This window comes from Bradyrhizobium yuanmingense (assembly GCF_029167105.1).
GTDB lineage: Bacteria > Pseudomonadota > Alphaproteobacteria > Rhizobiales > Xanthobacteraceae > Bradyrhizobium > Bradyrhizobium yuanmingense_A.
This window is the reverse complement of the sequence record NZ_JARFML010000016.1, coordinates 22,981-36,059: the sequence shown is the minus strand read 5'-3', so window position 1 is coordinate 36,059 and position 13,079 is coordinate 22,981. Positions and strand designations below refer to the sequence as shown.

Genomic DNA, 13,079 nt, shown 5'->3' with positions numbered 1-13,079 from the left:
TGACCCGGCAATCCATCAGGAAGATTCCTGCGAGGTGGATGGATGGCCGGGTCAAGCCCGGCCATGACGAGAGTAAACCGATGATCCACCTCCGCCCCTATCGGCCCGAGGACGAGGCCGCGGCGATCGATCTCTGGCATCGCACCTGGCAGCAGGCCTATCCGCAGATCGACTTCGCGGCACGGCTGGAATGGTGGCGCGAGCGCTGGCGCAAGGATCTGGTGCCGAAGGCCCAGATCGTGGTGGCGGAGCAGGACGGCGCGCTGGTCGGTTTCGTCACCATCGACGGCGAAGGCTATCTCGACCAGCTCGTCGTCGATCCCGCGCATTGGGGCTCCGACGCGGCAAGGCTGCTGGTGGACGAGGCCAAGCGCCTGTCGCCCTCGGGCGTCACGCTGCTCGTCAACAAGGACAATGCCCGGGCGATCCGTTTCTACGAGCGCAACGGCTTTGCCCATGCGGGCGACGACGTGAACCCGACCTCGGGCCGGCCGGTGCTGAAGATGTTGTGGAAGGCCTGAGTTCCCCGGTACATTCCGCCGTGTGAGGCGTCTACGCGCCCTCGAACTGCAGCCGCGCCAGCCGCGCATAGAGCCCGTTCGCCGCGACGAGCTCGGCATGCGTGCCCTGCTCGACGATCCGGCCCTGGTCCATCACCAGGATGCGGTCGCAGGAGAGCACGGTGGCGAGGCGGTGGGCGATGACGAGCGTGGTGCGGTGGCGCATCAGCTCTTCCAGCGCGGTCTGCACCAGCGTCTCGCTTTCGGCGTCGAGCGCGGAGGTGGCTTCGTCCAGCAGCAACAATGGCGCGTCGCGCAAGATGGCGCGTGCGATCGCAATGCGCTGGCGCTGGCCGCCGGACAGCGTCACGCCGCGCTCGCCGAGCGCGGTCTCGAAACCTTCGGGCAGGCGGCGGATGAATTCGGCGGCATGAGCGAGCTCGGCGGCGCGCTCGACCTCGGCATCGGTCGCATCGGGCCGGCCGAAACGGATGTTCTCGCGGGCGCTCGCGGCGAACACCACGGATTCCTGCGGCACCAGAGCGATGCGCGCGCGGAAATCGCCGGGGTCGGCGGACCTGACCGGCACGCCGTCAAGCGAGATCGTCCCGCTGCGCGGATCGTAGAAGCGCAGCAGCAGATGAAAGATGGTGCTCTTGCCGGCGCCGGAGGGACCGACGATCGCGACCTTCTCGCCGGGGCGCACGGTGAACGACACCGCATCGAGCACCTTGACATCGGACCGCGCCGGATAGGCGAAGCTGACCCGATCGAAGCCGACCTCGCCGCGCGCCGGCACCGGCAGCGCAAGTGGCGCTGCGGGCGCGGTGATCTCGGGCTCGACGTGGAGGATCTCGAACAGGCGCTCGGCCGCGCCCGACGCCGCCGAGACCTCGCCCCAGACCTCGCTGAGCTGGCCGAGGCCCGCTGCGGCGAACACGGCATACAGCACGAACTGGCCGAGCCGGCCCGGCGTGATCGCGCCGGTGAGCACGTCATGCGAACCGATCCAGAGGATGGCGACCACGCTTGCGAACACGATGAAGATGATGATCGCCGTCAGCACGGCGCGGGCCTGGGTCGAGGTGCGCGCCGCTTCATAGGCCTGCTCGACCTCGCCGCCGAAGCGCTTCTCGGCAAATCGCTCGCTGGTATAGGCCTGCACGGTGCGGATCGCGCCGACCAGCTCGCCCGCATAGGCGGAGGCGTCGGCGAGCGTGTCCTGCGCATTGCGCGACAGGCGCCGCACCCAGCGCCCGAACGCCACCAGCGGCAGCACGATCAGGGGGATGGCGAGCAGCACGAAGCCCGACAGCTTCGGGCTCGTGATCACCATCATCGCCGTCGCGCCCAGGAACATCATCAGGTTGCGCAGCGCGATCGAGACGGAGGCGCCGACGGCCGATTTCAGCTGGGTGGTGTCGGCAGTGAGGCGCGAGATCAATTCGCCGCTGCGGGCGGAATCGAAGAAGGCGGGAGAGAGCGACAATAGATGGGCGAAGACGTCGCGCCGGAGATCGGCGACGATGCGTTCGCCGATCGTCATCACGAGGTAGTAGCGCGCGGCGCTGGCGATCGCGAGCACGGCGACGACCGCGAGCATCACCGAGAAGTAGCTGTTGATCAGCTCGATGCCCTCGGGCGTCAGGCCGAAATCGATCATCCTGCGCACCGCGACCGGCACCAGCAGCGTGGTCAACGCTGCGATCGTGAGCGCGACGAAGGCCAACGCCGCCCGGCCGCGATAGCGGATCACATAAGGCGCGAGCGCGAGCAGCGGCCGCAACTTGGCGCGGCCCTTGGCCGGCGCTTCGATCAGCTCGGCCTCGATCGAGGGAGTGTCTGCGGCGTTCATTGCGGGCCGTTCGACATCGTGGTCATCCAGCCGTTCCACTGCGCTCATGAGATCCGACCCGTTGCATTGATCTGCTCCCAATAGGCCGGTGCAGGAGTAGTGGCAAATCCGGGAAGTCCCTTAGGGGCAAACCCGGTCCAGCGCGCCGGCATGGCTTGTTTTGCGGGGTTTCGTGAGGTATAGAGCCGCCCAAATCCGTCATTCGCGAGCCACCCAAGAAGGCGCCGGAGCGCCGAGGAATTGCCATGAAAGCCGAAATTCATCCGAATTATCATACGATTAAGGTCGTCATGACCGACGGAACCGAGTACCTGACCCGCTCGACCTGGGGCAAGGAAGGCGACACGCTGAACCTCGACATCGACCCGAAGTCGCACCCGGCCTGGACCGGCGGCTCCGCCCAGATCATGGACCGCGGCGGCCGCGTCTCGCGCTTCCAGAAGAAGTTTTCGGGCTTCCTCAAGAAGGATTGAGCCGGTCGCAAGGCTGGACACGAAAACGCCCCCGGGAGACCGGGGGCGTTTTTGTTTTGGGCCACCGTCATTGCGAGGAGCGCTTGCGACGAAGCAATCCAGACTGCCTCTGCGGGGGATTCTGGATTGCTTCGCTTCGCTCGCAATGACGGCAGATAGACCTTACCGCTCGAACGCGGCCTTCAGTGCGTTGAGGTGCGGCACCAGCGGGTTGCCAATCGCGGCCTGCTCGGCCGGCGGGGTGTGGATCGTGCTGTCGAGGCGGCGGACGCGGGTCTGCAGGCTCATCGAGCGATGGATCAGGTCCTGAAGCTGGGAGGGCAGCTTCTCGATGGTGTCGGCGGGACCGGGATCGGCGGCGGTGAGCTTGACCTTGGTCTTCTCGCGATTGGCCTGGCTCAGCGTCATCTCGCCTTCCTTGACCGCACGGTGCAGCAGCAGCCAGGAGGCAAGCTGCATCAGGCGCGTGGTGAGGCGCATGCTCTCGGTCGCATAGGTGAGGCTGACGGCGCGGTCGAGCGCCTTGGCCTCGACGCGGCCGGCGCCGTCGAGATAGGCGGCGGTCTCCTCGACGAGGTCCATGCCCTCACGGAACAAATTCCCGAACGCCGCAGAATTGGTGAATCGCTCGCTGAGCTGAACGAGCGCGCCGTCTGCCTGCAAACGTTCCATGGTTAACGCCTCTTACGCAACTGTTTGACTGTCCGGCTTTGGCGCCGGCTTATGATGAACAAATCATTGCGCGGGGAAGACGCGGAGTCCAGTGACAAGCGCGGATATGGTTTCCGCGGGTCAATCCTTTCGAATGCAACCGGGATGAGACGCCGAAAGCAGGCAGTGAACGCAAAAAAAGAGCCGCCGGAGACCGGCGGCTTTGAAAGTTGATAACAGGGAGGCGTCAAACAGAGTGGACAGGAGCCACTCGGTGTCCAAACGAGGACAGTTCCAGTCATAAACCCGAAAGCTTAATCCGGAGTAAACGAGCTAATTTTTTGGGATTTCGTTAGCCATGTCGGCCAGTGGCCGAGTGGGAGTGCGGAACAAAACTCTGGCCGTCATTCCGGGGCGCGATGAAGTCGCGAGCTCGGATTCGCATTGCGCATCCGAGAATCCATGACCACAGGCGGATGGAGTAGCCGGCCACAATCAGCGTGCCCGTCTCAGCGGCCTGTGGCTATGGATTCCGGGCTCGGCGCTGACGCGCCGCCCCGGAATGACGAGGCGGAGAAAGTTCGGCCCACGCGTCCGGGACGACAGTCGCTTGTGGCGATCACTACGACTTGAAAATACTGTTCGCCGCATCGCGCGAGGCGCGTTTCTTGCTGGCGGCTTCTTCCAGTCTTGCGATCTCGGTCTTGAGCAGCGCCACGCGCTCGGTCAGTTCCTCCACTGACAAAAGTGAGAGGTCCTGCCCAATTTCATGACTGATCTTCTTGCGCGGACGGTCGTCGTCTTCGATCGGCATCGTCGTTCCTCCTCTCCGTCCGCGGGTCGGACCACATGGCTGAGGCGGTTGCCAGCCTGCACCGCGCTGGCTAAGCAAGGGCCTCGTTTCCTCCCGCACCTTTGCTCAAGGACACATCATGGACAAGCTGCCCGCGCAAATGACCGTGGTCGCCATCTCCAAGCCCGGCGGACCGGAGGTGCTGGTTCCGGAGCAACGCAGCGTTCCTCAGCCCGGTCCCGACGAGATCCTGGTCAAGGTCAAAGCTGCCGGCGTCAACCGGCCCGACGTGGCGCAGCGCTCCGGCGCCTATCCGCCGCCGCCCGGCGCCAGCGACCTGCCCGGCCTCGAGATATCGGGCGAAGTCGTCGCGGTCGGCAGCAACGCCAAGCGGCACAAGGTCGGCGACAAGGTGATGTCGCTGGTCGCCGGCGGCGGCTATGCGCAGTACTGCATCGCCCAGGACGCCCAGGCGATGAGTGTGCCGCCGGCACTGTCGATGAAGGAAGCCGGCGCGCTGCCGGAAACCCTGATGACGGTCTGGCACAATGTGTTCGAGCGCGGAGGCCTCAAGGCCGGCGAGACGCTGCTGATCCATGGCGGCTCCTCCGGCATCGGCACCATGGCCATTCAGCTTGCCAAAGCCTTCGGTGCGAAAGTGTTCGTCACCGTGGGATCGCAGGACAAGTGTGATGCCTGCCTCAAACTGGGAGCCGACCGCGCCATCAACTACAAGACCGAAGATTTCGTCGCCGTGGTCAAGGCGGAGACCAACAACGTTGGCGTCAACCTGATCCTCGACATGGTCGCCGGCGACTATGTCGACCGCAACTATGATGCCGCCGCGGTCGACGGCCGCATCGTCCAGATCGCGACCCTCAACGGCCCCAAGGTCAGCGTCAACATCGCCAAGGTCATGGTCAAGCGCCTGACCCATACCGGCTCGACCTTGCGCCCCCGTAGTAATGCGGACAAGGCGGCGATGGTGGCCGCGATCGAGCAGAAAGTGATGCCGCTTTTGCGCGAAGGCCGCGTCAAGCCGGTAATGGACAGCACTTTCCCGCTGGAAAAGGCGGCAGACGCGCACCGGCGCATGGAAACGAGCGCACATATTGGCAAAATTGTGTTGGAGGCGTAGGCCAGCGGCCCACAGGTCAAGCCGGAAACCCTTTGATTTTCCTCGCTTTCGTGGCATCTATCGCGACGCACCGAACCGCATCGGTCCGGTCTGAAATCGCCTTCTAGATTTGCCTTGCACTGACGAGTTTGCGTCGAACGCGGAGAACTGACCTTGCGTCTGATCAGGTGCCTCGCGCCCATCGCGCTGGGCCTCATGATTCTTGTCGCCGCGTATCCCGCGCGCGCGCTCGACGCCGTCAGCGTCCGTAGCGACGCGCCCGCGATCGACCTCACCGGCGTGCTCGAGCATCAGCGCAGCGATGCCGATCGTATCCAGGTCTCCACCGCACCCGGCACCGACGGCATCGTCCGCCGGATCGAGGTGCGGGCCCGCGAGGGCGGACAGAACTGGGTGGTGTTCGCGCTCGCCAACAACACCGACGACCAGCTCGACCGCCTGATCGTCGCTCCGCATTACCGCATCGTCTCCTCGGGACTGCTGTGGCCCGACCTCGGCCTGTCGCGCATCGCGACCATCACGCCCTCGATCGGCGACCGGCCGGAACGGCAGGAAAGCGCCACGGCAGACGTGTTCCGCATCACGCTCGACCCCGGCGCCGTCGTCACCTTCGTCGCGGAGCTGCGCACCGACAAGCTGCCGCAGCTCTATCTGTGGGAGCCGGAAGCCTACAAGGACAAGGTCAACTCCTTCACGCTCTACCAGGGCATCGTGATCGGCATCTCCGGCTTGCTTGCCTTGGTGCTGACCATCCTGTTCGTGGTCAAGGGCAGCATCATGTTCCCGGCCGCAGCGGCGCTGGCCTGGGCGGTGCTGGTTTATATCGGCGTCGATTTCGGCTTCTGGGGCAAGGTGCTCGACATGTCGAACAACGCCGAGCGCATCTGGCGCGCGGCGGGCGAAGCGATCCTGGCGGCGACACTCCTGGTGTTCCTGTTCGCCTATCTCAATCTCAGCCGCTGGCACGTGCGCTATTCGCACATCACGGTCGGCTGGCTCGCCTTCCTCGGCTCACTGGTCGCGCTCGCGCTGTTCGACCCGGCGGTGGCTTCCGGCATCGCACGCATCTCGCTGGTGCTGATCGCCTTCGCCGGCTTCGCGCTGATCGTCTATCTCTCCACTCACGGCTTCGATCGCGCTGTGCTCTTGATCCCGACCTGGTTCCTCCTCGTGGTCTGGGTGGTCGCGGCCGGCATGACGGTGGCGGGCTCGGTCACCAACGACATCGTCGGCCCGGCCCTGCTCGGCGGCCTCGTGCTGATCGTGATGCTGATCGGCTTTACGGTGATGCAGCACGCCTTTGCCGGCGGCGGTGCCAGCACGGGCGTCGTCTCCGACATCGAGCGGCGCGCTTTGGCGCTGGCCGGCTCCGGCGACCTGATCTGGGACTGGGACGTCTCCGCCGACAAGGTGTTCACCAGCCCGGAGACCGAAGCCCTGCTCGGGCTGAAGCGCGGCACGCTGGAAGGCCCGGCGGCGTCCTGGTTGGAGGTGCTGCATCCGCTCGACCAGGACCGTTTCCGCGCCGCGCTCGACAGCGTGCTCGACCAGCGCCGCGGCCGCCTGGTGCAGGATTTCCGTCTGCGCACGCCGGACGGTCATTTCATGTGGTTCGCGCTCAAGGCGCGCCCGGTGGTCGGCTCGGACGGCGAGGTCTCGCGCGTGGTCGGCACGCTGACCGACGTCACCGAGCTGCGCAACGCGGAAGAGCGCCTGCTGCACGATTCCGTGCATGACAATCTCACCGGCCTGCCCAACCGGAAACTGTTCATGGACCGGCTGGGCGCGGTCGCGCATTTCGCCAAGACCATGCCGACGCTGCGGCCGACGCTGATGGTGATCGACCTCGACCGCTTCAAGCAGGTCAACGATTCCGTCGGGATCGCGGTCGGCGATTCCATCCTGCTCACGCTGGCGCGCCGCCTCACCCGCATCCTGAAGCCGCAGGACACGCTGGCCCGGATGGCCGGCGACCAGTTCGGCCTGATCCTGCTCTCGGAGCAGGACCCGGCCCGCATCACCGCTTTCGCCGAGACCATCCGCAAGACCATCCGCGCGCCGATCGCCTTCAACGACCGCGAGATCTTCCTCACGGCCTCGATCGGTCTCGCGCTGTCCGATCCGCAAACCCAGCTCACGGACGAGATCATCAAGGACGCCGAGCTGGCGATGTATCACTCCAAGCGGATCGGCGGCGACCGCATCGACGTCTACAAGCCGGCGATGCGGGCGCGCAAGACCGACCGCCTGACGCTGGAGAGCGAACTGCGCCGCGCCATCGAGCGGCAGGAGATCACGATCCTGTACCAGCCGATCGTGCGGCTGGAGGATCGCTCCATCGCCGGCTTCGAGGCCCTGGCGCGCTGGGACCACCCGAAGCTCGGGCGCATGGCGCCCTCCGAATTCATCACCATCGCCGAAGAGACCGGCTTGATCGTCGACCTCGGCATGTTCGTGCTCGACCAGACCGCCAAGCAGCTGTCGGTGTGGCAGCGGGCGATGCGCTCGCGCGAGCCGATCTTCGCCTCCGTCAACGTCTCGTCACGGCAGCTGCTGCGCCACGATTTGATCCACGACATCCGCACCGTGCTGTCGCGCTCCTCGGTGGCGCGCGGCACGCTGAAGCTCGAGCTGACGGAATCGCTGGTGATGGAGAATCCGGAGCACGCAGCCCAGATGCTGACCCGGATCCGTGAGCTCGGCACCGGGCTGTCGCTCGACGATTTCGGCACAGGCCACTCCTCGCTGGCCTATCTGCAGCGCTTCCCGTTCGACACCATCAAGATCGACCAGTCGTTCGTGCGCACCAGCAGCCGCGGCACCCGCCCCGTGATCCTGAAGTCGATCATCGCGCTCGCCCACGATCTCGGCATGGACGTCGTCGCCGAAGGCGCCGAGACCGATTCCGACGCCGTCGAGCTCTACCAGATGGGCTGCGAATACGCGCAAGGCTTTGCCTTCGGCGAGCCGATGGACGCCGACGCGGCGATGCGGCTGCTCACGGAAGTGCGGCTGGAAGCGGCGAGCTAGGCTCTCTTACCCTCCCTTGGAGGGCAGGGTGGACGGCGTGCCCTATGATACTATCGCCGCCGCTCGCCCTTCTGCTTCCTGAACCGCACGCTCTGACCACCCGGCATGCGCGTTGCCACGAAGCCGGCGGCGAGGCAGGCTTCGCGTTGCGGCATCTGGATGTCGGGGCTGCGCAGGCTGTCCCACCATGAAGCACGCTGGGCGGCGCGCGGCAGCGCCGCGCCGATGATCTCCTCGATCTGCTCGAAGCTCAGCACGAGCTCCTCCTGCTTCTGCCGCAGCAGATAATCGCGCAACGCGTCGTAGTCGTTCACACTCGTCCTCTCGTCCGGGGCCGAAGATCAGGCCTGCTCAAAACCGTCAGCCGCTTAAACCGATTCTTAACTCATTGCAGCAGCGCCGTCGCGGCTTAAACACTACGCAAGCTTTCGGGCGCATCCACTATGGACAGGAGCGAACAATGTTCTCTGGATGGCGCGACGCTGCGGCCCGCCGGCCGTGGCGGATTTCGGCGAAGCTGCTGATCATCTCGTCCGTGGTGACGGTGATCGGCTTTTCCGCCATTTGCGTCAACGTCATGCTCGACATGCGCCGCGGCGAGGAGGCACTCGCCCGCCAGACGCTCGAGAACCTCGCGACCACGATCGAGTCCGACGTCAGCCGCAACGTCGAGATCTACGATTTGTCGCTGAAGGCGGTCGCCAGCAACATGCTGCTGCCCGAGCTGGCGACGGTCTCCAAGTCGATCCGTCACCTGATCCTGTTCGACCACGCGACCACCGCCAAGCATTTCGGCGCCATCCAGGTGTTCGACGCCGAGGGCCGGCTGACCATCGATGCCTCCACGCTCGATCCCCTGCCCGAGGACCGCCGCGAGGAGGATTATTTCAGGGTTCACCGGGACAGTCCCGGCGCAGGGCTGTTCATCAGCCGTCCCATGCTGTTTCGCGGCGCCTACTCGATCGTGCTGAGCCGGCGCATCAGTGACGCTGACGGCGGCTTCATGGGCGTCGTCGCCGGCTCGATCCGCTTCAGCTATTTCCACGAGCTGTTCGATCGGCTCCACCTCGACCCTGAGGACACCATCACCGTGCTCAAGCGCGACCGCACCATCATCATGCGGCGACCGTTCGATCTCGACATCATCGGCACGAACCTGAACGACCGTCAGAACTGGAAGGCCGACAATCTCAGGGTCGGCGCCGCCTATTCGGGACAGGGTCCGGTCGATCCGACGCCGCGGCTCTATGTCCGCAGCAAGAACAATGGTCCGCTGTTCGTGGTCGCCGGCAAGCCTTTGGCCGCGGTGTTCGCGCTCTGGCAAAGGGAGGCGCTCCGCATCGGCGCCGTGGTGCTGGTGCTCATCCTGTTCGTGCTGGGATCGACCCTCGTGCTCGCGCGCGAGATCGGCCGGCGCGCCGAGGCCGAGCGCAAGCTCGAGGAGTTGGCGACGACGGACGCACTCACGGGCCTGAAGAACCGCCGCAAGTTCGATTCCGTCATCGACGTCGAATGGCGGCGCGCCATGCGCCAGAAGGCGCCGATCGCGCTGCTCATGATCGATACCGATCACTTCAAGGCCTACAACGACACGTTCGGTCATCAGGCCGGCGACCAGGTGCTGGTCGGCATCGCCATCTGCATTTCCGATTCGGTGAGCCGCGCCGGGGATTGCGCGGCGCGCTATGGCGGCGAGGAATTCGCCGTGCTGCTGCCGAACACCTCCGCCGCCGATGCCTTCAAGGTGGCGGAGACGATCCGCCGCAAGGTGCAGGGCTGGTCCGACGATCAAGCGATGTCGACGGTGTCCTGCGGCATCGCCAGCCTGGTCCCGGATGCCGGCATGGATTGGCCGTTGCTGGTTGCCGCCGCCGACAAGGCGCTCTACGCCGCCAAGGCCGGCGGGCGCAACCAGTCGGTGGTGGCGAGCGTGCCGCAGCTGTCGCTGGTGGCCTAACGAACTCTCTCGCCGCCGTCATTGCGAGCGAAGCGAAGCAATCTAGACTGTCCCCGCAGAGCTAGCATGGATTGCTTCGTCGCTTCGCTCCTCGCAATGACGAGTGGAGAGATCGCGCCTGCTACTGCCCCAGATACTTCTTCATCTCCGCGATCAGGCCGTCGCGCAATTCCGGGCGCTTCAAGCCATAGGCGATGTTGGCGCGCAGGAAGCCGGGCTTGGAGCCGCAATCATGGCGCTCGCCTTCGAATTCGACGCCGTAGAATTTCTGCGTCTTGGCAAGCCCGATCATGGCGTCGGTGAGCTGGATCTCGCCGCCGGCGCCGCGCTCCTGGGTCTCCAGGATCTTGAAGATCTCCGGCTGCAGGATGTAGCGGCCGGTGATCGAGAGGTTGGAGGGCGCGGTGCCCTTGGCCGGCTTCTCGACCATGCCGTCGACCTCGAACATCTTGCCGTTGCGCTTGCCGACGCCGCAGATGCCGTATTGATGGGTCAGGTGATCGGGCACCGCCTCGACCGCGATCAGATTGGATTTCTCGCCGAGCGAGGACGCCATCTCGATCATCTGCTTCAGGCAGCCGGGCGTGTTGAGCACGAGCTCGTCCGGCAGCACCACGGCGAACGGCTCGTTGCCGACGATGTCGCGCGCGCACCAGACCGCGTGGCCGAGGCCGAGCGGCGCCTGCTGGCGGGTGAAGCTGACCGCGCCGGCCTCGGGCTGGTTCTGCGCCAGGATGTCCTGCTCGGCTTTCTTGCCGCGCGCGGCCAGCGTCGTGTCGAGCTCGAACATCCGGTCGAAATGATCCTCGATGACATTTTTGTTGCGGCCGGTGACGAAGACGAAGTGCTCGATGCCAGCTTCCTTCGCTTCGTCATAGACGTATTGGATCAGCGGCTTGTCGACGATGGTCAGCATTTCCTTCGGCATCGCCTTGGTGGCAGGCAGGACGCGGGTGCCGAGGCCGGCGACGGGGAATACGGCTTTGCGAATCTTCATGGGATCGATCGAATACCTTGGGGCACATGGGACGGGAGCAATGGCATCCTTGCTAGCCTGTTTGCAGCTGCCAACAAAGGCGGATGTGGGGCCTCGCCCCGACAGAGTTAAGAAAAAGGCCGCCACCAAAATTTCACCTTTGTTAAGCTATTGGCAACGCTAACCAGGCCTCCTGTGGCGGGTTTTTCAGGCCGACGGGTGGAACATGATGCAATCAATGGCAGGACTGGCGAGACGGGCTGGCGGCGCGGTCGTTGCGGCCGCTTTGCTGCTGCCGGCTGACGCGCACGCTCAGGCGCAGAACGGCCTGTCGAACCTGTTCGGCGGCATCTTCTCCGGATCGAACCCGGCACCGGCGCAGCCCTCGCCGGGCCCAAGCGGCGCGCCGACGGGTCCATTGCCGTGGAGCGGCGAGGACGGCGCCTCCGGCCATCCCTTGATGACGGCCGCCGCGATCCGCGAGGCTGCCGGCAATTTCAGCAATTGCGTCGCTGCGATGTGGCCCGATGCCGCACGACGCGGCGTCACGCAGGAGAACTTTCAGCGCTTCACGGCCGGACTCTCGCCCGACCTGCGCATCATGGACCTCATGGATTCGCAGCCGGAATTCACCAAGTCGATCTGGGCCTATCTCGACATTCTGGTGAACGACAACCGCCTCGCCAAGGGCCGCGAGGTCCTCGCCAAATACAAGGCGCAGTTCGACGCCACTGAGAAGGCCACCGGTGTCGACCGCTACATCATCGCCTCGATCTGGGGCATCGAGTCCAATTACTCGACGCAGATCGGCGATCGCAGCGTGCTGCAATCGACCGCGACGCTCGCCTGCATCGGCCGCCGCCAGGCCTATTTCAAGGACGAATTCCTCTCCGCGCTGGAGATCCTCAACCGCGGCGATTTGCGTCCGGAGCAGTTGCGCGGCTCCTGGGCCGGCGCGTTCGGCCCGACCCAGTTCATGCCGACCGCGTTCAAGCGCTTCGCGGTGGACGGCGACGGCGACGGCCGGCGCGACGTCGTCGACAATCCGACCGACCTGATCGCCTCGACCGCCAACAATCTGAAGAAGGACGGCTGGCAGCCCGGCCAGACCTGGGGCTACGAGGTCGTGGTGCCGCAAGGCTTCAACTACATGCTGGCTGACCGCGCCAAGGCGATGCCGATCGCGCAATGGGAGAAGCTCGGGCTCAAGCGTCCGAACAACCAGCCCTTCCCGCAGCCGTCGGAGAAAGCTTACCTGCTGGCACCCGCCGGCGCCCAAGGGCCCGGCTTCCTGATGCTGCAGAATTATCGCGTCATCATGAAGTACAACCCGGCCGAAGCCTATGCGCTGGCGATCGGCCATTTCGCCGACCGCCTGCGCGGGGGACAGCCCTTCGTGCAGCCCTGGCCGCGGCAGGAGCGCGAGCTGTCCCGCACCGAACGGCTGGAGCTGCAGCAGCTGCTGGCCCAGCGCGGCTACTACAAGGGCACCCCGGACGGCCAGTTCGGCGGCATGACCAGGGAGGCCCTGCGCAACTTCCAGGCCTCGATCGGCGCGCCCGCCGACGGTTTTGCCTCCTCCGACGTGCTGGACCGGTTGCGCGGGCGGTAAAAATCGCCCCTGAAGTAACCTTGAACGGGGATTTTGGCTGATAGCCTTGACGCCGGCGGTTGTTCCCCGGTCTATGGACAAGAATCTGCGATGG

At 65.3% G+C, this 13,079-nt stretch carries 11 protein-coding genes; 6 read left to right on the top strand and 5 right to left on the bottom strand.

Annotated elements, in window-relative coordinates; genetic code table 11:
- The first annotated feature begins 80 nt into the window (after positions 1-80).
- Positions 81-521 (top strand): GNAT family N-acetyltransferase, encoded by a 441-nt coding sequence (locus P0R31_RS21530; protein WP_275516134.1) that lies wholly within the window; start codon positions 81-83, stop codon positions 519-521.
- A 31-nt stretch (positions 522-552) separates the two neighbouring features.
- Here the strand turns inward: P0R31_RS21530 and P0R31_RS21525 are convergent, their stop codons facing one another.
- Entirely contained in the window at positions 553-2,403 is a 1,851-nt protein-coding gene (locus P0R31_RS21525; RefSeq protein WP_275516133.1) for an ABC transporter ATP-binding protein/permease, read from the bottom strand.
- A 197-nt stretch (positions 2,404-2,600) separates the two neighbouring features.
- Between P0R31_RS21525 and rpmE the strand changes: the two genes are divergently transcribed.
- Positions 2,601-2,828 carry a 50S ribosomal protein L31 gene (rpmE, locus tag P0R31_RS21520; protein ID WP_027573780.1) on the top strand — a complete coding sequence of 76 codons (228 nt, stop codon included), beginning with the start codon at positions 2,601-2,603 and terminating at the stop codon, positions 2,826-2,828.
- 162 nt (positions 2,829-2,990) lie between these two features.
- Here rpmE and P0R31_RS21515 read toward each other — a convergent pair whose 3' ends face one another.
- A complete protein-coding gene (locus P0R31_RS21515; RefSeq protein ID WP_275516132.1) occupies positions 2,991-3,500 on the bottom strand; it encodes a DUF1465 family protein in 510 nt (169 codons plus the stop codon).
- Between the two features lie 601 nt (positions 3,501-4,101).
- The gene (locus P0R31_RS21510; protein WP_275516131.1) at positions 4,102-4,293 is read right to left on the bottom strand and encodes a DUF1192 domain-containing protein; all 192 of its coding nucleotides are present in this window, start codon (positions 4,291-4,293) and stop codon (positions 4,102-4,104) included.
- A 118-nt stretch (positions 4,294-4,411) separates the two neighbouring features.
- Here P0R31_RS21510 and P0R31_RS21505 point away from each other — a divergent pair, with 118 nt between their 5' ends.
- Positions 4,412-5,410 carry an NAD(P)H-quinone oxidoreductase gene (locus tag P0R31_RS21505; protein ID WP_275516130.1) on the top strand — a complete coding sequence of 333 codons (999 nt, stop codon included), beginning with the start codon at positions 4,412-4,414 and terminating at the stop codon, positions 5,408-5,410.
- Positions 5,411-5,563: 153 nt separating this feature from the next.
- Positions 5,564-8,440 (top strand): EAL domain-containing protein, encoded by a 2,877-nt coding sequence (locus P0R31_RS21500; protein WP_275516128.1) that lies wholly within the window; start codon positions 5,564-5,566, stop codon positions 8,438-8,440.
- A 50-nt stretch (positions 8,441-8,490) separates the two neighbouring features.
- Here the strand turns inward: P0R31_RS21500 and P0R31_RS21495 are convergent, their stop codons facing one another.
- Positions 8,491-8,754, bottom strand: a complete 264-nt coding sequence (locus P0R31_RS21495; protein ID WP_275516127.1) for a DUF7662 domain-containing protein — start codon at positions 8,752-8,754, stop codon at positions 8,491-8,493.
- A 146-nt stretch (positions 8,755-8,900) separates the two neighbouring features.
- Between P0R31_RS21495 and P0R31_RS21490 the strand changes: the two genes are divergently transcribed.
- On the top strand, positions 8,901-10,397 hold the full coding sequence (locus P0R31_RS21490; RefSeq protein WP_275516126.1) for a sensor domain-containing diguanylate cyclase: 1,497 nt from the start codon (positions 8,901-8,903) through the stop codon (positions 10,395-10,397).
- 121 nt (positions 10,398-10,518) lie between these two features.
- Here P0R31_RS21490 and galU read toward each other — a convergent pair whose 3' ends face one another.
- Entirely contained in the window at positions 10,519-11,394 is an 876-nt protein-coding gene (gene galU / locus P0R31_RS21485; protein ID WP_275516125.1) for a UTP--glucose-1-phosphate uridylyltransferase GalU, read from the bottom strand.
- 208 nt (positions 11,395-11,602) lie between these two features.
- Here galU and P0R31_RS21480 point away from each other — a divergent pair, with 208 nt between their 5' ends.
- A complete protein-coding gene (locus P0R31_RS21480; protein WP_275516275.1) occupies positions 11,603-12,985 on the top strand; it encodes a lytic murein transglycosylase in 1,383 nt (460 codons plus the stop codon).
- Positions 12,986-13,079: the final 94 nt, after the last annotated feature.

Excerpts from the sequence above, each read along its gene's own strand:
- P0R31_RS21530 (WP_275516134.1), top strand. The coding sequence starts at position 81 with ATGATCCACCTCCGCCCCTATCGGCCCGAGGACGAGGCCGCGGCGATC.
- P0R31_RS21525 (WP_275516133.1), bottom strand. The coding sequence starts at position 2,403 with ATGAGCGCAGTGGAACGGCTGGATGACCACGATGTCGAACGGCCCGCA.
- rpmE (WP_027573780.1), top strand. The coding sequence starts at position 2,601 with ATGAAAGCCGAAATTCATCCGAATTATCATACGATTAAGGTCGTCATG.
- P0R31_RS21515 (WP_275516132.1), bottom strand. The coding sequence starts at position 3,500 with ATGGAACGTTTGCAGGCAGACGGCGCGCTCGTTCAGCTCAGCGAGCGA.
- P0R31_RS21510 (WP_275516131.1), bottom strand. The coding sequence starts at position 4,293 with ATGCCGATCGAAGACGACGACCGTCCGCGCAAGAAGATCAGTCATGAA.
- P0R31_RS21505 (WP_275516130.1), top strand. The coding sequence starts at position 4,412 with ATGGACAAGCTGCCCGCGCAAATGACCGTGGTCGCCATCTCCAAGCCC.
- P0R31_RS21490 (WP_275516126.1), top strand. The coding sequence starts at position 8,901 with ATGTTCTCTGGATGGCGCGACGCTGCGGCCCGCCGGCCGTGGCGGATT.
- galU (WP_275516125.1), bottom strand. The coding sequence starts at position 11,394 with ATGAAGATTCGCAAAGCCGTATTCCCCGTCGCCGGCCTCGGCACCCGC.
- P0R31_RS21480 (WP_275516275.1), top strand. The coding sequence starts at position 11,603 with ATGCAATCAATGGCAGGACTGGCGAGACGGGCTGGCGGCGCGGTCGTT.